Source organism: Modestobacter sp. DSM 44400 (assembly GCF_900107175.1).
Taxonomy (GTDB): domain Bacteria; phylum Actinomycetota; class Actinomycetes; order Mycobacteriales; family Geodermatophilaceae; genus Modestobacter.
This window is the reverse complement of the sequence record NZ_FNOZ01000005.1, coordinates 71,655-88,998: the sequence shown is the minus strand read 5'-3', so window position 1 is coordinate 88,998 and position 17,344 is coordinate 71,655. Positions and strand designations below refer to the sequence as shown.

Sequence of the window (17,344 nt, the reverse complement as noted above, 5' to 3'; positions counted from 1 at the left end):
CCCGGACGCGATCTGCGTGCCGCTGGCCGACGGTCAGCCGGTCACCCGCTGACGCGCCCGCTCCGGCACGATGCGGGGATGGACCTCGCCGACGTCGCCGACGAGCTGTACGGCGTCCCGCCGGGGGACTTCGTGGCGGCCCGCACCGTGGCGCAGGACCGGGCGAGGACGGTCGGGGAGAAAGCGCTCGCCGCGGGCATCGGCGCGCTGCCGAAGCCCTCCACGGCCGCCTGGGTGTGCAACCTGCTGGTCCGCGCCCAGCGGAAGGAGATCGTCCAGCTGGTCGAGCTGGGCGGGGCGATGCGCGGGGCCCAGCTCTCGCTGTCAGGCGAGCAGCTGAAGGAGCTGGGCAGGCAGCGCGCACAGGTCATTGCCGCGCTCACCCGGCAGGCCCGGGCGCTCGCCCACCGGCAGGGGCACGACGTGAGCAGCGCCATCGCCGAGCAGGTCGAGGGCACGCTGCGCGCCGCGGTCGCCGATTCCGTTGCGGGGGAGGCGCTGCTGGGCGGGCAGTTGACCGCCGCGCTCAGCTACACCGGCCTCGGGCCGGTGGACCTCGGCGGAGCGGCGGCCACCCCGGTGGGGGTTGCGAAGCGGACACCGGCGCCGGCTGCGAAGCCAGGCAAGGCCCCGAAGTCGGGCAGGGACGCGAAGGCAGGGGAGAACGCGGCGGCCCGCGAGCGGGCGGCGGAGGAGCAGCGCCGACGGGACGCCGAGGAGCAGCGCTGCCGGGAACTGGCCCAGGCCGAGCAGGACGTCGAGGAGTCCGCCGCCGTGGCGCGGGACGCCGCGGCTGCGGCCGAGGCGGCCGGGCAACGGGTCGAGAAACACCGGGCCCGCGCCGAGGAGCTGCAGGCCCGGGTGGCCGAGCTCACCGACGAGCTGCGGTGTACGGAGCAGAAAGAGCGCAGGGCGGCCACCGACGTCACCGAGGCCGAGCGGCGCCGCGACGCCGCGGCCCGCCGGGCCGAGACCGCCGCCTCGATCCGGGACCGCTCGCAGGCGCGGTTCGAACAGCTGCGGGCGGCCGACGGCTGACCGGGGGCAGCCGGGCGGGGCGACGCCCGGTCCGGAGCCCGCCGACCGACGCTGCCGCTTGTCGCGGTGCAGCGCGGGGTCCGCGCGCTGCGCCAGGGCGGTCAGGCAGTCACGAACTCGTCCCTGCCGTGGTCAGGCGGACTGGCGTCCGGTGACGTCGACGGGCTCGCCGTGGTGGTGCTGGCCGCCGGCCTTGGAGACCTCGAAGTCGGGGCCGAGTTCCTCCAGGGCCAGCCGGCCGTAGACCTGCTGCTGGGTGGCGACCCGCTCGGAGCGGCCGCGGCCGAGGAAGCTGACCATCCAGTGCAGCACCGTGGTGACGCGGCTGCGGAAACCGACGATGTAGGCCAGGTGGACCACCAGCCACATCATCCAGGCGAGAAAGCCCGACAACTTGAGCTTGCCGACCTGGGCGACCGCGGAGAACCGGGAAATCGTCGCCATGCTGCCCTTGTCGTGGTAGTGGAACTCTGGCGCTGTCGGGCGGCCGGCGGTCCGGGCCGTGATCGCGTCAGCAGCGAAGCGGCCGCCCTGGATGGCGACCTGGGCGACGCCGGGCAGCCGGTCGAGGCTGATCATGTCGCCGACGACGTGCACCTCGGGGTGGCCCGGCAGTGTGAGATCGGACAACACCGAGATGCGCCCGGCGCGGTCGACGGCGGCACCGGACTGCTCGCCCAGCTGCGCACCGAGCGGGCTGGCCTGCACGCCGGCGGCCCAGATCTTGGTGGCTGCGTGGATCCGGCGCTGGTGACCGTCGCCGTCCTTGACCACGATGCCGTCGGCGTCGACGTCGGTCACCATTGCGCCCAGCTGGACCTCGATGCCGATCTCGTTGAGCCGCTTGTGCGCCTTCTGCCCGAGCGGGCCGAACGGCGGCAGCACCTGCGGGGCGGCGTCGAGGAGGATGACCCGGGCCGAGCTCGGGTCGATGGTCGTGAAGTCGCGGTGCAGCGTGCGGCGGGCCAGCTCGGCAATCTGGCCGGCCATCTCCACGCCGGTGGGGCCCGCGCCGACGACGATGAAGGTCAGCAGCCGGTCGATCTCGGCCGGGTCGGTGGCGAGCTCGGCAAGCTCGAAGGCGCCGAAGATGCGGCCGCGCAGCTCGAGGGCGTCGTCGATGCTCTTCATGCCGGGCGCGTACTCGGCGAAGTGGTCGTTGCCGAAGTAGGACTGACCGGCGCCGGCGGCGACGATCAGCTCGTCGTAGGCGAGCACCGTGGTGCGGCCGAGCACCGTGGAGGTGACGGTACGGGCGTCGAGGTCGACGTCGGTGACCTCACCGAGGACGACGCGGGTGTTCTCCTGGTGCCTGAGGATCTCCCGGGTGGCCGGCGCGATCTCGCCGGGGGACAGGATGCCGGTGGCCACCTGGTAGAGCAGCGGCTGGAAGAGGTGGTGGGTGGTCTTGGCGACCAGAGTCAGGTCGACGGGGGCCTTGCGCAGCCGCTGCGCGGCGAACAGCCCGCCGAAGCCGGAGCCGATGATGACCACCCGGGGTCGTCGTCCGGGGGTCTGGCCGCTGCTCACGGTGCCTCCTGATGTCGTCATGATGACTGATCCTCCCATTGGGTCCCCGGTTCCTGCGGCCACCCCCGGTCGGGAGGCGTCGTCGCGGCCGCCGGGACGGTCCTTATCAAGATGAGCAGTGTGGCGCTGCGGGGTGTTCCCGATGTGCTGCTCGTCCCTGGCCTGGGCCTGGACCGGCGGTCCTGGGTCCGGGTGCGCCGGCGGATCGCCGCCGACGTCGTCCTGCTGCCGGGGATGGGCCTGCGGACGGCGGTGCCCTCGACCGATGAGCTCGCCGGGCTGCTCCTGGCCCGGCTCGGGCCCGGGCCGGTGCTGCTGGTCGGTCACTCGCAGAGCTGCCAGGTCGCGGCCGTGGCCGCTGCGCGCGACGAGCGGATTGTCGGGGTGCTGCTGCTCGGGCCCACCACCGATCCGCCGATGCGGCGGCTGCCGGTGCTTGCGGCACGCTGGGTGCGGACGGCGGTGCGCGAGCCGGTGTGGCAGGTCCCGCTGGTCATGGCGCAGTGGCTGCGGACCGGCCCCCGGGCCATGGCCGCCCTGTGGCGGCGGACCGCACCGGACCCGGTCGACGACCGGCTGCGCGGCGTCGCGGTGCCGGTGGTCGTCGTCCGCGGGACCCGGGACGCGCTGTGCCCCCGGGACTGGGCGCTGCACCTGGCCGGCTGCGCGCCGCACGGGCGGCTGGTGGAGCTGCCGGGAGCGGCGCACATGACGCCGCAGACCCGTCCGGACGACGTCGTCCGGCTGCTGCGGGAGCTGGGCGCCGCCCCGGCCGGGCCCGCGCGGGGACGGCCGGGGCGGCGCGGCTGAGCTCAGGCGAACAGCTGCCGGGCCGACTTCTTCTTGTCTCGTCGGGACACCCCGGCCTTCGGGGTCCCGCGGTCGACCAGGCCGCGGGTGAGCAGGCCGATGCCGATGCCGAGCATCCACACGTCCTTGGAGATGGGCAGGCCCTCCTGCGTCGGCGCGACGCTCGCGCCCGACTTGGTCATGCCGGGGGTGCGCAGATAGAGGCCGATGAGGCCGGCGGAGAAGCCGGTCAGGGCCGCGCCGGCGACCGCGGTCGGCACGAAGGGGGTCAGCAGGGCTGCCCCGATCACGATCTCGGTGGTCGACAGCGTCTTGGCGAAAGTCGCGGGCTTGACGCCCTTGAGGAAGGGATAGGTGCCGGCGGCGAAGCCGTGCAGGCCGGCGGCGGTGCCCTCGTCGGCGTTCCGCTTCCCGAGGCCGGAGTTGAGAATGAAGGCACCGGTCGCGACGCGCGGGGCGATCTCGCTGAGGGTGATGGGCAGGCGCATGGGGACCTCACTGGGGTGACGGGGTTGGTGCAGTGTTCAACTGCATCCTTCTCCCGGAGCCAGGTGCCCATCCGGTCAGGTCCTGAACCCGGAGACGACTCCGGGCTGGTCGCCGTCTCGACGTGCAGGAGACGACGACCAGCCCGGGGTGGTCGGTGGTGCAGGCCGTCAGCGGCCGGCGCGCCCGCGGCTGCGGCCGGCGCCGGACGGCGCCTGCCCCGCCCGGGCGGCGAGCTCGGCCCGGGTGCGCGCCGGGCCCGACGAGCGACCGGCGGACGAGCCGCCGGAGGACGCCCGGCCGCCGGACCGCCCCGCCGTGGACGACGCGGACCCGCCACCGCCACCGCCGCCGCCACCGCTGCGGCGACGGCCACCGCCGGTGCCCTGCGGCTGCGGGGCGGCGACCGGGGCCGGCTCGACGTAGGGCGCGGCCGGGCCGGTCAGCGCCACGATCTCCCGCGCGCCGGGCTTGATCGCCGACACCTCGGGCTGGATGCCGGCCTGGCGGGCCAGCAGGCGGACCTCGCCGGCCTGGTCGGGCGTGGCGATGGTGACCACGATGCCGCCGGCACCGGCGCGGGCGGTGCGGCCCGAGCGGTGGAGGTAGGCCTTGTGCTCGGCCGGCGGGTCGACGTGGACGACGATGGCGACGTCGTCGACGTGGATGCCGCGGGCGGCGATGTCGGTGGCGCACAGCACCCGGCTCTCACCGGTGCTGAACGCCTCGAGGTTGCGCTCGCGGGCGTTCTGGCTCAGGTTCCCGTGCAGGTCGACGGCGGGGACCCCGGCGGCGGTGAGCTGCTTGGCCAGCTTCTTGGCCTGGTGCTTGGTGCGGGTGAACAGCAGGGTGCGGCCCAGGCCGGAGGCCAGCTCGCGGACGATGTCGCCCTTGTCCGCAGCGTCGACCCGGAACACGTGGTGGGTCATCGTCGACACCGGCGCCACGGCCGGGTCGACCGAGTGGGTCGTCGGGCGGTCCAGGTACCGCTTGACGAGCACGTCGACGCCGTTGTCCAGCGTGGCCGAGAAGAGCAGCCGCTGGCCGACCTTGGGGGTGCGGTCCAGCAGCCGCTTGACGCCGGGCAGGAAGCCCAGGTCGGCCATGTGGTCGGCCTCGTCCAGGATGGTGATCTCGACGGCGCCGAGGTCGGCGTGCCCCTGGCCGATCAGGTCCTCCAGTCGGCCGGGGCAGGCGATGAGCACGTCGATGCCGCCGGCGAGCGCCTGCACCTGCGGGTTCTGGCCGACGCCGCCGAACACCACGGTGGTCTTCATGCCCAGCGCTCGGGCCAGCGGGTCGACCACGGCCGCGACCTGGTTGGCCAGCTCACGGGTCGGCACCAGGATCAGAGCGCGCGGGCGGCGGGGCTGCCGCTTGGTGGTGGAGGCCGCCAGCCGGGCGACGAGCGGGATGCTGAAGGCCAGCGTCTTGCCCGAGCCGGTGCGTCCGCGGCCGAGCACGTCGCGCCCGGCGAGGGTGTCGGGCAGGGTCGCGACCTGGATCGGGAACGGTGCGGTGATGCCGCTGGCGGTGAGCACCTCGACGAGCGGGGCGGGCACGCCGAGCTCGGCGAAGGTGGTGTCGGTCGGCAGCACGGTCGGGACGTCGCCGGCGGGGACGACGGCCGGGGCGGCCTGAGGGCGGGGGTTGGCCGGCTCGGAGCGCGGAGTGGCGACCTCGACGCCGGTCTCCTCGGTGCGCGGGCCGGTGCCGCGGCCGCGGCCACCGCGGCGGCGGCGGTTGCGCTCGCCGGCGACGTCGGTGGACAGGTGCGTGCCCGGTCCGACGGCAGGGGTGGTGGTCGGTGCGGCGGCGTCGGTTGCGCTCGCCGGGCGGATGGCGTGACGGCGCGGGCGGTCAGCGCCGTCGTGCTGGGCAGGGGGGAACGAGGGGGTGGTCATACGGAAGTCCTCAACAGTTCGGTGGCCACCGTTCATCCACCGGGCGCGGGGCCGCCTCAGGGGGGCCGCTTCGCACATCCGGTCGAACGTCGGGTCGCCGGCGCGCCTCGGTGGCGCAGCCTCGCGCCGACGTCGAGTCCATCCGCTCTCGGATGAGCGGTGGGCGGCGCCGGTGCCCCCCACTGTGCCAGATGCGGTACCTCAGCGGGTGGAAGCGGAGGAGTTGCTGATCACATCGGGGGTGCCGCGGAAGGTGCGCCGGTAGGCCAGCGGGGCCACCCCGATGGCGGCATGCAGGTGCTGGCGCAGCGAGGCCGTCGTCCCGAATCCGGCGTCGACGGCGATCCGTTCGACCGGGGTGTCGCTCGCCTCCAGCAGTTGCCGGGCCAGTGCGACGCGCTGCTGAGCGAGCCAGCGGGCGGGGCTGAGTCCGGTCTCCTGGCGGAACCGGCGGGTGAAGCTGCGCACGCTCATCGCCGAGTGCGCGGCCAGGTCGGCCAACGACAGTGGCTCGCCCAGTCGGTCCAGCGCCCAGGTCCGGGTGGCCGCCGTCCCGCTGTCGCCGGGCTCGGGCACCGGGCGCTCGATGAACTGCGACTGGCCGCCGTCCCGCCACGGGGCGACGACGCTGCGCCGGGCGATCCGGTTGGCGACCTCCGCGCCGTGGTCGCGCCGCACCACGTGCAGCAGCAGGTCGATGCCGGCCGCGTTGCCCGCGGAGGTGAGCACGTCGCCGTCGTCGACGAAGAGCACGTCCGGGTCCAGGCGCACGGCCGGGTACAGCGCGGCGAACGCGGCGCTGTGCATCCAGTGGGTGGTCGCCGGGCGACCGTCGAGCAGCCCGGCGGCGGCGAGCACGAAGGCGCCGGTGCAGATCGACACCGACCGGGCGTGGCCGGCGGCCTCCCGCAACGCCGCGGTGAGCTCGGGCAGGAGGGTTCCGTCGGTCATGGCCGGGCTCCCGTACACGCCAGGGACGACGACGGTCTGCGCCGTCGCCAGCGCCGAGCCGTCGTGCTCGGGCAGCACCGAGTAGCCCGCCGAGGTGCGCACCGGCCCGCCGTCCAGGGTGGCCACCCGGACCCGGTAGAGCGGCCGGCCGGCGGCGTCGACCGCGCCGCCGAGGAAGCGGGAGGGAAGGCCGAGCTCGAAGGCGACCGTGTTCGGCAGGGCCAGGACGACGACCTCGTGCCGCTCCGGGGCCTCAGCTGTGGACATGGCCGGATCGTTGCACATGCTGGCCGCCGGGCCACTGGCCTTCGCGACGGCGGGCCTCCACGATGTGCAGCGTGACCAGCGTGCTGCCGCCCCGAACCCGTCGCGTCCACCCGGCGTGGTGGGTCGCCGCGGTGACCTTCCTGGCGCTGATCGGGGCAGCCGCCTTCCGCGCCGTCCCCGGGGTGCTGATCGACCCGCTGCACGAGGAGTTCGGCTGGTCGCTGTCGACCATCTCCCTGGCGGTGGCGATCAACCTGGCCCTCTACGGGCTCACCGCGCCCTTCGCCGCCGCGCTGATGGAGCGCTTCGGCATCCGCCGGGTCGTGGTCGCCGCGCTGCTGGTGGTCGCGCTGGGCAGCGGCCTGACGGTGTTCATGACCGCCAGCTGGCAGCTGGTGCTGTGCTGGGGCGTGCTGGTCGGCCTGGGCACCGGGTCGATGGCGATGTCCCTGGTCGCCACGGTCACCGGCCGCTGGTTCGTCGCCCGGCGCGGTCTGGTCTCGGGCATCCTCACTGCCGCCGGTGCCACCGGTCAGCTGATCTTTCTGCCGGTGGTCGCCGCGATCAGCGAGCGGGCGGGCTGGCGACCGGCCGCGCTGGGGACGACGGTCGCCGCGCTCGCCGTCGTCCCATTCGTCGCCTGGCTGCTGCGGGACCGCCCGCGAGACCTGGGCGTGACGCCCTACGGCGGCACGGCCGCCGACGACGCCGACCCGGTGCACGGCAACCCGGCCCGGACGGCGATCCGCGGGCTGACCGGTGCCGTGCGCACGCCGGTGTTCTGGTTGCTGGCCGGCGGGTTCATGATCTGCGGCGCCTCGACCAACGGGATCGTGCAGCCGCACTTCATCTCCGCTGCGCACGACCACGGCATGCCGGTGACCACGGCGGCCGGGCTGCTCGCAGTGGTCGGGGTGTTCGACGTCGCCGGGACCATCTTTTCCGGCTGGCTCACCGACCGGACCGACCCGCGGGTGCTGCTGCTGACGTACTACGCGCTGCGCGGGCTGTCGTTGTTCCTGCTGCCGCAGCTGTTCGGCACCGACATCCGGGTCAGCATGATCGCGTTCATCGTCTTTTACGGCCTGGACTGGGTGGCCACCGTGCCGCCGACGCTGGCGCTGTGCCGGCAGTACTTCGGCACCCGGGCGCCGGTGGTGTTCGGCTGGGTCTTCGCCTCCCACCAGATCGGCGCCGCGCTGGCCGCGTTCGGTGCGGGCGTCATCCGGGAGGTGACCGGCTCCTACGACGGCGCCTGGTACGGCGCCGCGGTGCTGTGCGTGTTCGCCGCCGCGCTGTCGATCTCGATCCGCCGGCGTCCGACGCCACCGGCGACCCCGACCACGATGCCCGTCGAGCCGACCCCCGCCGCGGCCGCCGAGGCCCACGGCTGACCGTTCAGGCCAAGTCACGCGGGGACCGGCGACGCGCCGAGGCTCCTTCACCAGGTCGGCGCCGCGCTCGGCGATCATGATCGTGGGGGCGTTGGTGTTGCCGCGGGCCAGCGTCGGCATCACCGAGGCGTCGACCACCCGCAGCCCCTCGATGCCTTCGTGCGGAGCGCCTCCCGGCCGCGCACCGTGCCGCCGGGCGACCACTCCTCGGCCAGCACGCGGGCCAGCGGACCGGCGGCGATGTCCCGGGCCCGCTCCATGCCGGTGACCAGGGCCTCGAGGTCGCAGTCGTCGGTCAGGTAGCCGGCGTCGATCGCCGGGGCCCAGGTCGGGTCGGCCGAGCGCAACCGCACCGAGCCGCGGGAGTGCACGCGCACCAGCACGGTGGCCGCGGTGAAGGCGTCGACGTCGGGGTGGACCTCGGCCTGACGCCAGAACTCGACCGGCAGGAAGTGGTAATGCAGGTCGGGTTCGGGCAGATCGTCGGCGGACCGGGTGAACAGCCCGGCCTCGGCCAGGTTGGAGGTCAGCGGTCCGCGGCGGGCACCGAACCACTGCGCGTACCCGGACGGCGACTCCGCCCGGAACAGTGACTTCCCCGAGCGCACGTGCCAGATGGTGGGTACCAGCGGGTGGTCCTGCAGCCCGCTGCCCACCCCGGGCAGCTCGTGCGCGACGTCGACGCCGACCGAGCGCAGGTGGTCCGCCGGCCCGATGCCCGAGAGCATCAGCAGCTGCGGGGAGTTGACCGCGCCGCCGGCCAGTAACACGTCGCCGGGGGCGTGCACGGTGTCCCGCCGTCCGTTCTGCAGGTACTCGACGCCGGTGCCCCGCCCACCCGACAGCAGCACCCGGGTGGCGTGCGCGCCGGTGCGGACCGTGAGGTTCGGCCGGTCCAGCGCGGGCCGCAGGTAGGCGTCAGCGGCCGACCAGCGCCGTCCCCGCTGCTGGGTCACCTGGTAGGTGCCCACGCCCTCCTGCCTCGCGCCGTTGAATTCGTCGTTGCGCGGGTACCCGGCCGCGACGGCGGACTCGACGACGGCGCGGGTCCAGCGGTGCGGGGAGCGCAGGTTCTCCAACCGCAGCGGCCCGCGGCGTCGTGGAACTCGTCAGCTCCGCGCGCGAGTCGTCCTCGCCGCGGCGGAACAGCGGCAGCACGTTCGCATACGACGAGGCGTCGTCACCGGTCAGCTGCGCCCACTCGTCGTAGTCGGCGGCCGCACCGCGGATGTAGCTCATCGCGTTGATCGACGAGGAGCCGCCGAGAAGTTTGCCGCGCGGCCAGAACAGCTGCCGGCCGGCCAGCCCCGGCTGCGGGTCGGTGGCGTAGTTCCAGTCGCGGCGGGTGCGCCACACCTGCAGAGGGCCGCGGGGGATCTGCACCTCGAGGACGTCGTCGCTCCCGTCCGCCTCGAGGATCAGCACCCGGAGCGAGGGATCCTCGGTCAGCCGCCCGGCCAGGCCGCTGGGCGGGCTTACCGGTGCCTCCCGTGGACGATGCCCAGGACCCGCGCCAGTGCGTCGGCCGCGGCGGCCGGCCGGCCGAAGCTCATCAGGTTCACCGGCAGCCCGACCCGCTGGCGGGTGATCGACTTGGCCCGGGTGAACTCGCGCAGCCCGTCCTCGCCGTGAATCCGCCCGAAGCCGCTCTCGCCGACCCCGCCGAAAGGCAGCGAGGGCACCGAGGCGAAGGTCAGCACCGAGTTGATCGAGGTCATCCCGCTGCGCATCCGGCGGGCCAGGTCCATCGCCTTGTCGGTTGACCCGCTGAACACCGAGCCGCCCAGCCCGAGCGGGGTGGCGTTGGCGCGGGCCAGGCCCTCCTCGGCGTCGGCCACCCTGGTGATGGTCAGCGTCGGGCCGAACGTCTCCTCCTGGACGGCGGACGACGATTCCGGCACGTCCAACAGGATCGTGGGGGCGATGAAGCCGCCATCCACGGTGCCGCCGACCGCCACGCGGCCGCCGGTGGCGAGGGCGTCGTCCACGTGGCGGCGGACGACGTCGGTCTGGCTCACCATGGTCATCGGGCCGTAGGTCGCCCCGTCGTCCGAACCCGGGCGCAACTCCGCGACCTGCCGGGTCACCTCGGTGACGAAGCGGTCGTAGACCGCGGCGGTGGCGTAGACCCGCTCGATGCCGATGCAGGTCTGCCCGGCGTTGCTCATGCCGCCCCAGACCGCGCCGTCGGCGGCGGCGACCACGTCGGCGTCGTCGTCGACGATCATCGCGTCCTTGCCACCGCACTCCATGAGCACCGGGGTGAGCGTCTCGGCGCAGGCGGCCATGACCTTGCGGCCGGTCGCGGCCGAGCCGGTGAAGGCCAGCTTGCCGACCTTCGCCCGGCACAGCGCCGCACCGGTCGAGCCGTTGCCGGTGACCAGCTGGAAGACGTCGGCGACGTCGGGGACGGCGGCGCGCCAGGCGGCGGCCAACCATGCCCCGATGGCGGGGGTGAACTCGCTGGGCTTGAAGACGACGGCGTTCCCGGCGGCGAGCGCGTAGGCGATCGAGCCCATCGGCGTGAACACCGGGTAGTTCCACGGCCCGATCATGCCGACCACGCCGAGCGGCTGGTACTCCAGGTAGGCGGCGTGGTTGGCCGCGAGCAGGCCGGGGTTGACCTTTCGCGGGCCCAGGGTCTTCGCCGCGTGCGCGCCGGCCCAGGCCAGGTGGTCGACGGCCAGGGTGATCTCGAGGATCGCGTCGGCGTGTGGCTTGCCGTTCTCCCGGTGCACCAGGTCGGCGAGCTCGTGGATGCGCCGGGCGAGGTAGCCGCGGTAGGCGGCCAGCCGCAGCCTGCGCTCCCCGAAGCCGAGCGCGGCCCACTTCTCCGCGGCGACCCGGGCGCGGGCGACGGTCTCGGCGACCGCCTGGGCGTCGTGCATGGGAAAGACGCCGACGACCGCGCCGGTGGCAGGGTCGGTGGAGGAGAAGGTCTCGTCGGTGGTGTGGCGGTCCACGGTCCCGGCGGTGGTGGCCGAGGTGCCCGTCAGAATGCTCGACGGCACCGCGGAGCGGTTCCGCTCCGGCACCGGAGGTGTGTTGTCCAACTCTTCGCCGAGCGGCATGGTGCGGCAGGTTACCCGTCGGTAGCCGGGCGCTCCAGGAGGCTGTCGCGCTGGACGCCGATCACCGAGGAGACCTTTCGTGCCCACCCCCGTGACCGTGGAGGGCGTCGCCGGCCCGGCCGGCCTGGTCGGGCGGCAGCTGGGCCCGGGGAACTGGACCGAGATCAGCCGGGAGCGGGTCGACGGTTTCACCGACGCCGCCGGCGACCACCGGGACGCCGGCGTCCCTGGGTATCCCGTCCTTGACCCTGGACCGTCGAGGCGGCCGGGCAGCCCCGGCCGGCCTGCATGGCGACGGCCCTGATCCGGTACTGCGGCTGACTCTCATCGGGGTTCTGACCTGCGCTTTGTCTTGTCGCGAGCGTTGTCAGGCGATAGACTTCGAACAGAAGTTCGAAACGCTGGGGAGGTGTCGTGGGCGAGTTGTCGTCGGCCCTGGACTCCCTGGCAGCCGATGACCTGCACGCGATGGTGGCTCCGGAAGTGCTGGATCGGGTGGCGGAGCTGGTGCGGGTGGTCAACCGCGCCACCGCCGAGCTGACTCGCACCGTGCGGCACGCGGAGAGCACCCAGGCCGCCGAGCACGACGGGCTGAAGAGCGTGCGGTCCTGGCTGGTCGGTCACGCGCTGCTTTCGGCGGTCGACGGTCGGGTGGTGCGCGCCGGGCGGGCGCTGGAGCACCTGCCCGCGGTCGCGGGCGGGTTCGCCGACGGGGCGATCACCGCCGCCAAGGTCGACCAGATCAGCCAGATCGCCACCCCGGACAAGATCAGCGCCGCCGAGCAGCAGGGCGTCGACCTGGCCGCGATAGACGCCGACCTCGCCCGGCTCGCCTCGGTCCACCTGCACGAGCAGGTCGTGACCACCGTGCGCCGCTACCGCGACGCGTTGGACCCCGACGGTCCCGAGCCGGACCCGACCGAGCAGCGGCGGATGTGGATGAGCCGCCACGGCGACGGAGCCCTCGGCTTCGGTGGACAGTTGGACGCAATCGGCGGGGAGAAGCTGCAGGCAGCACTCGAGTCCATCGTGCAGGCCGACCGCCCCAAGGGCGACGCACGGTCGCGGTCCCAGCAGTTGGCCGACGCGCTGGTGCAGTTGGTCGACAACCAACTAGCCGCGGGGACGCTGCCGACACTGCGCACGGTGAAGCCGCACGTCGTGCTCACCCTCGGGGTCGACGATCTGGTCGACCCGGCCGACGGCCCGCACGCCGCGACCACCGGCTTCGCCCAGACCCTGTCCGCCGCCCGGGCCCGGTGGTTAGCCTGCGACGCGGTGGTCACCCGGATCGTCCTGGGCCCCGACGGTCAGCCACTGGACCTGGGCCGCACCCACCGCGTCGTCCCGCCCCATCTCCGGCGGGCGGTCGAGTATCGCGACCGCACCTGCGTGTTCACCGGCTGCGGAGCTCCCTCGCACTGGTGTGATGTGCATCACCTCGTCCACTGGGCCCTCGGTGGCGAGACGTCGCGGGCGAACTCCGCGCTGCTCTGCGAACGCCATCACACCAAGGTCCATCACGGGTTCCGGGTCGAGCGACCACCCGACGGCCGATGGCGCACCTACCGCCCCGACGGCACCGAGATCCGCATCACCTGAACCGCCGCAGGAGGCCGCCTGCCGCACCGATCGGCTCCTCGGGAGCTCTCGGCGGCGCGCCCCCGGACCGAGTCCCTCGACTGCTTCGGCGCTGTTCCTGAGCGGCCCCACTCAGGGACAGGGGCGTCTTGCCGTGAGGGCGGCAGATGCCGGTGAGGGCCGCCGGCTCATTGGCCCGAGGTGACGCGGTCGCCGTACGACTCGTAGCGCCGGACGGGTCGCCATCTCCAGGGCAACGGCCAGTGGACGTGTCCGACTCTCATGGTCCCGGCCTCCGTGTGCAGGCGGGCGAAGGCATCGCCCCATGTGCGGGCTTCCTCGACGCGGCCGGCGAGCACGGCCCGGACGATGCCGCGCAACCAGTTGAGCGAGTCCTCACGAAAGGGAAAGACCTCGAACCACGTCGCACCCACGTTCACGTTGAGCAGGTCCTGGCCGTCGAAGGCAAGGCTCATCGGCGCGGCTCGGAAATTGACCGGCTGCACCTCGACGAACCACATCTCGGCGGAATCACCCCAGATGTGCCGCATGTCAGCAACGTCGCCGTACACGGCAAGCTGTTGCTGCACGACGTCGAGCACCGCACGGTCCATCGTTGAGGGCCCACGCATGACCGCGGACCAGGCTCCGTCGCCCTCGACGAGCCCGCGGGTTGGACCTGTTCCATGGGCCTCCTGCAGAGACATGCCCGGTCATCGGGGTCCATCGCCACACCGGTGACCGACCGGCGAACGACGGATGCCGCCCGTACAGGTCGTGATGCCCGGACGGCCTGCGGCATGCTGCCCGGGTGCCCGATCCCGCTGAACTCCGCCGCCGGGTACTGGCCGCCTGGACCGACTCCCCGGCCCGCTTCCGGGAGGACGCCAACGCCGAGGAGGACCTGGTCCGGGGCGGGTACCGCGATCGGCTGCTGGTCGAGCTCGCGCAGAACGCCGCCGATGCCGCGGCCCGCGCCGGGGTGCCCGGCCGGCTGCGGCTGGAGCTGACCGGCGGGGTCCTGTGGGCCGCCAACACCGGCGCGCCCCTGGACGACGGTGGCGTGCAGGCGCTGGCCACCCTGCGCGCCTCGGCCAAGCGGGACGAGGCCGGGACCGTCGGCCGGTTCGGGGTCGGCTTCGCCGCCGTGCTCGCGGTCAGCGACGAACCCGCCGTGCTGTCCACCGTGCGCTCGGTCGCCTTCAGCGCCGACCGCACCCGGCAGGCCGTCACCGCTGTCTCCGCGCTGGCCGAGGAGCTGGCCCGGCGCGGCGGCGCCGTCCCGGTCCTCCGGCTGCCCTTCGAGGTCGACGACGTGCCGCGGGCCGGTTGGTCCACCGAGGTCGTGCTGCCGCTGCGTCCGGGCACCGAGGACGTCGTCCGGACGGCGCTGGTCGCGCTCGAGCCGGAGCTGCTGCTCGCCCTGCCGGGACTGACCGAGATCGACGTCGTGGTGGACGGCGTCCCGCGGACCCTGACCAGCCGGCTGGTGGGCGGGACGGCGCGGCTGGCCGACGGCGACCGCGCCACCACCTGGCACGTTCTCCAACGCTCCGGGGAGCTGCCGGCCCAGCTGTTCGCCCAGCGGCCGGTCGAGGAGCGGGAGCGCCGCGGCTACACCGTTACCTGGGCGGTGCCGCTGGACGCCGACGGCGTTCCGCGCCCGCTGACCGGACGGCAGGTGCTGCACGCGCCGACCGCCGGCGACGAGCCCCTCTCCCTGCCGGCCCGCCTCATCGCCCCCTTCCCGCTCGGACCCGATCGCCGGCACGTCGTCCCGGGCCCGGTCACCGACGCGCTCGTGCAGGTTGCGGCCAACGCCTACGCCGACCTGCTCGCCGAGCTGCCGCCCGACCCGGTGCTGCTGCAGTTCGTGCCGCAGGCCGCGCTGGCCGCCGCCGAGCTGGACGCCGCCGTCGGCACCGCGGTGCTCGACCGGCTGACCCTGACTGCGTGGCTGCCGGTGGCGGGGGAGGAGACGGAGCTGCAGCGCCCCGAGCGCGCGGTCGCCCTCGACGACCCCACGGAGGACCGCGTCGCCGCGCTCACCGGCGTGCTGCCCGGACTGCTGCCGGCCGGCTGGTCACGGCGCGGTGACTCCCGGGCGCTGCGGGCACTGGGCGGGCGGCGGGCCGGGCTGGCCGAGGTGGTGGAGGCGGTTCGGAGCGTGCAGCGGCCGCCGTCCTGGTGGGCGGCCCTCTACGCCGCACTCGCCGACGCCGACCGCGACGAGCTGGGCGGCCTGCCGGTGCCGCTCGCCGACGGGCGGACGGCGCAGAGCCCGGCCGGGGTGCTGCTCGCTGACGAGGGGCTGCCGGTGGCCCGGCTGGCTCCGCTGGGGCTGCGGATCGCCGACCCGGATGCCACCGCGGGCCCCGCAGCCCGGGTGCTCGAGCGGCTGGGCGCGCTGCCGGCCACGGCGGGCGCGGTGCTCGCCGACCCGCAGGTTCGTGCGGCAGTGGAGACGTCGCTGGAACGAGCGGATGACGGCGGGATGGACGAGGCGGACGACGTGGAGGACCTCGCCGCGGCGGTGCTGACCCTGGTCGCTGCGGCCGGCACCGCACCGGGGGACCTGCCCTGGCTGGCCGAGCTCGCCCTTCCGGACGCCGACGGCGGCTGGGCGGCGGCCGGCGAACTGGTGCTGCCCGGCTCACCGCTGGCCGCCGTCCTGGAACCCGGCTCGCTGGGCACGCTGGACGCCGACTTCGCCGCCGGGCAGGAGCCTGCCGCACTACGGGCTGCCGGCGTGCTGGACACCTTCGCGCTGATCACCGCCGAGGACCCCGACGAGCTGGACGTCGACCGCGTCGCCGACTGGGTGGACGCCGTCGTGGACCGGTTGCCCGCCGGTGCGCCGCCGCCGCACTGGCCGCCGCTGACCGCCGTCCGGGACCTGGAGCTGGTGGCGGACTGGCCGGCCGCGCTGCCGCTGCTGGCCGCGCTGCCGGCGGCGGCGCGGGCCGACCTCGACCTCGACGGCACCGTCGTGCCCGGCTACCTGCGCTGGTGGCTGCGCACGTCGCCGGTGCTGGGCGGCCGGCGCCCGGACCGCCTGCATGCGGCCGACAGCACCGAGTTACAGGGACTGTACGAACCGATGCCCGAGCTTCCCGCCGCCGTCCTGGACCTGCTGCAGCCTCCCGGCACGGTGGCCGACGTACTCGCTGACGTGGACGACGCGCTCGAGCTGCTGGACCGCCTCGGCGACCCGGCGCGGACGGTGCCCGCGCCGGTCCTCCGCGACGTCTACGCCCGGCTCGCCGCCGCCCTGGACGGGGTGGAGGCCGAGCCGCCGGACCGCGTGCGGGTCGCCCCGGCGCAGGTCAGCGGCGACGCGGTCGTGCTCGACGCGCCGTGGTTACAGCCACTGGTCGATCGGGCCGCCGTCCCGGCCGGTGGTGTCCCCGGAGCGGTGGCCGATCTCCTCGACCTGCCGATGGCCAGCGAGGTGCTGCAGGCGGAGGTGACCAGCCAAGCGGTCCGGGTGCTGGCCTGGGCCGACGTCCCCGGCGCGGAGTTGGCCGCGGCGCGGCTGGGCGTGCCGGTGCTGACCGGCCGGGTGGCGGTGCACGAGCCGCTGACCGTTACCGGCGACCGCGGAGTGGCCTGGTGGCCCGGCCGCGACACCGACGCGGTCGACGGCAGCCCGGCCGCGCTCGGCCGGGCCCTGGCCTGGCGGGCCGGTGCCTGGCCGCAGCGGCAGGCGCTCGCCGAGGCGTTCGCCGCTCCGGAGCGGGCGGCGGAGCTGGCCGCGGAGGACGCCGTCGGCTGACGACGTCCCGGCGGCCCCGTCGCGAGGAGGACGGGGTCCTCTTTCAGAACCAGCGCGGCGCGGCCTGGGCGCCGGGCGCGTGCCCGTGCCGGCTGTCGGCGCGCCCGGTCCGCCCGGCCGGCCGGTTCCCGCCGCGCGGCGCCTGGTCGTGGGTGAGCCAGGCGGTGTGCAGCGACAACCACTGGGCGGTGGTCAGGTCGGCGGCCCGGGCGGTGGGTGCGAGCCCCTCGGCGTGCAACCACCGGACCCCGGCGGTGCCGGGGAGCTGCCCGCGCAACGCGGCGCCCAGCGCGGGCTGGCGGGACGGCGAGGGGAGCAGCGCGTGCACCAGCCGGTCGAAGCCGGCGTGTGCGTCCTCGGCGAGCTCGGCGCGGGCCTGCGCGGCGGCGTCGGTCAGGGCAGGGATGGGGCGTGACATGGGGAGACCTCTCCTGTGGGTGTGGGGCAGCCCGCGGCATCCGGCGGTCCGGCCGGGGAACGGGGTGGGGGGAGTGACGGCGGGCGCTGGGGAGCGCCCGCGACGGTCAGCTCAGGAGG

General features: G+C 74.7%; 15 protein-coding genes and 1 pseudogene. 6 read left to right on the top strand and 10 right to left on the bottom strand.

The window, feature by feature from the left end; all coding sequences use genetic code 11:
- Window positions 1–78: 78 nt before the first annotated feature.
- Entirely contained in the window at window positions 79–1,038 is a 960-nt protein-coding gene (locus tag BLW04_RS05485) for a hypothetical protein (RefSeq protein ID WP_091537771.1), read from the top strand.
- A 132-nt stretch (window positions 1,039–1,170) separates the two neighbouring features.
- Here BLW04_RS05485 and BLW04_RS05480 read toward each other — a convergent pair whose 3' ends face one another.
- Complete coding sequence (locus BLW04_RS05480; RefSeq protein WP_254781088.1) at window positions 1,171–2,568, bottom strand: NAD(P)/FAD-dependent oxidoreductase; 1,398 nt, start codon at window positions 2,566–2,568, stop codon at window positions 1,171–1,173.
- A gap of 111 nt (window positions 2,569–2,679) precedes the next feature.
- Here BLW04_RS05480 and BLW04_RS05475 point away from each other — a divergent pair, with 111 nt between their 5' ends.
- Window positions 2,680–3,378 (top strand): alpha/beta fold hydrolase, encoded by a 699-nt coding sequence (locus BLW04_RS05475; RefSeq protein ID WP_091537769.1) that lies wholly within the window; start codon window positions 2,680–2,682, stop codon window positions 3,376–3,378.
- Window positions 3,379–3,380: 2 nt separating this feature from the next.
- Here BLW04_RS05475 and BLW04_RS05470 read toward each other — a convergent pair whose 3' ends face one another.
- The 3 genes from BLW04_RS05470 to BLW04_RS05460 all read right to left on the bottom strand — a co-directional run bounded on the left by BLW04_RS05470 (window position 3,381) and on the right by BLW04_RS05460 (window position 6,986).
- The gene (locus tag BLW04_RS05470; RefSeq protein WP_254781087.1) at window positions 3,381–3,866 is read right to left on the bottom strand and encodes a hypothetical protein; all 486 of its coding nucleotides are present in this window, start codon (window positions 3,864–3,866) and stop codon (window positions 3,381–3,383) included.
- A gap of 168 nt (window positions 3,867–4,034) precedes the next feature.
- Window positions 4,035–5,768, bottom strand: a complete 1,734-nt coding sequence (locus BLW04_RS05465; RefSeq protein ID WP_217630853.1) for a DEAD/DEAH box helicase — start codon at window positions 5,766–5,768, stop codon at window positions 4,035–4,037.
- 201 nt (window positions 5,769–5,969) lie between these two features.
- Window positions 5,970–6,986, bottom strand: coding sequence for a GlxA family transcriptional regulator (locus tag BLW04_RS05460; protein ID WP_217630852.1), 1,017 nt, complete (start codon window positions 6,984–6,986; stop codon window positions 5,970–5,972).
- A gap of 71 nt (window positions 6,987–7,057) precedes the next feature.
- On the opposite strand from BLW04_RS05460, the gene BLW04_RS05455 reads away from it, so the two are divergent.
- Window positions 7,058–8,380, top strand: a complete 1,323-nt coding sequence (locus tag BLW04_RS05455) for an MFS transporter (RefSeq protein ID WP_254781086.1) — start codon at window positions 7,058–7,060, stop codon at window positions 8,378–8,380.
- A 119-nt stretch (window positions 8,381–8,499) separates the two neighbouring features.
- On the opposite strand, the gene BLW04_RS28095 is transcribed toward BLW04_RS05455, so the two are convergent.
- From BLW04_RS28095 to BLW04_RS05445, 4 genes and pseudogenes are all read right to left on the bottom strand, one after another.
- Complete coding sequence (locus BLW04_RS28095; RefSeq protein WP_254781103.1) at window positions 8,500–8,733, bottom strand: GMC oxidoreductase; 234 nt, start codon at window positions 8,731–8,733, stop codon at window positions 8,500–8,502.
- A gap of 336 nt (window positions 8,734–9,069) precedes the next feature.
- A pseudogene (locus BLW04_RS28090) lies at window positions 9,070–9,387 on the bottom strand (GMC family oxidoreductase N-terminal domain-containing protein); the annotation flags it as partial.
- Entirely contained in the window at window positions 9,299–9,736 is a 438-nt protein-coding gene (locus BLW04_RS28085; protein WP_371327772.1) for a GMC family oxidoreductase N-terminal domain-containing protein, read from the bottom strand. The gene BLW04_RS28085 and the pseudogene BLW04_RS28090, both read right to left, overlap by 89 nt.
- Before the next feature lie 119 nt (window positions 9,737–9,855).
- On the bottom strand, window positions 9,856–11,451 hold the full coding sequence (locus tag BLW04_RS05445) for an aldehyde dehydrogenase family protein (protein WP_091537766.1): 1,596 nt from the start codon (window positions 11,449–11,451) through the stop codon (window positions 9,856–9,858).
- Window positions 11,452–11,530: 79 nt separating this feature from the next.
- Between BLW04_RS05445 and BLW04_RS05440 the strand changes: the two genes are divergently transcribed.
- Together BLW04_RS05440 and BLW04_RS05435 are read left to right on the top strand one after the other, a co-directional pair.
- Window positions 11,531–11,755, top strand: a complete 225-nt coding sequence (locus tag BLW04_RS05440) for a hotdog family protein (RefSeq protein WP_091537765.1) — start codon at window positions 11,531–11,533, stop codon at window positions 11,753–11,755.
- A gap of 110 nt (window positions 11,756–11,865) precedes the next feature.
- Window positions 11,866–13,053 carry an HNH endonuclease gene (locus BLW04_RS05435; protein WP_091537764.1) on the top strand — a complete coding sequence of 396 codons (1,188 nt, stop codon included), beginning with the start codon at window positions 11,866–11,868 and terminating at the stop codon, window positions 13,051–13,053.
- 167 nt (window positions 13,054–13,220) lie between these two features.
- Here BLW04_RS05435 and BLW04_RS05430 read toward each other — a convergent pair whose 3' ends face one another.
- A complete protein-coding gene (locus BLW04_RS05430) occupies window positions 13,221–13,634 on the bottom strand; it encodes a hypothetical protein (protein WP_139306742.1) in 414 nt (137 codons plus the stop codon).
- Between the two features lie 209 nt (window positions 13,635–13,843).
- Between BLW04_RS05430 and BLW04_RS05425 the strand changes: the two genes are divergently transcribed.
- Complete coding sequence (locus BLW04_RS05425; RefSeq protein WP_254781084.1) at window positions 13,844–16,807, top strand: sacsin N-terminal ATP-binding-like domain-containing protein; 2,964 nt, start codon at window positions 13,844–13,846, stop codon at window positions 16,805–16,807.
- Between the two features lie 43 nt (window positions 16,808–16,850).
- Here BLW04_RS05425 and BLW04_RS05420 read toward each other — a convergent pair whose 3' ends face one another.
- On the bottom strand, window positions 16,851–17,225 hold the full coding sequence (locus tag BLW04_RS05420; RefSeq protein ID WP_091537761.1) for a hypothetical protein: 375 nt from the start codon (window positions 17,223–17,225) through the stop codon (window positions 16,851–16,853).
- Window positions 17,226–17,344: the final 119 nt, after the last annotated feature.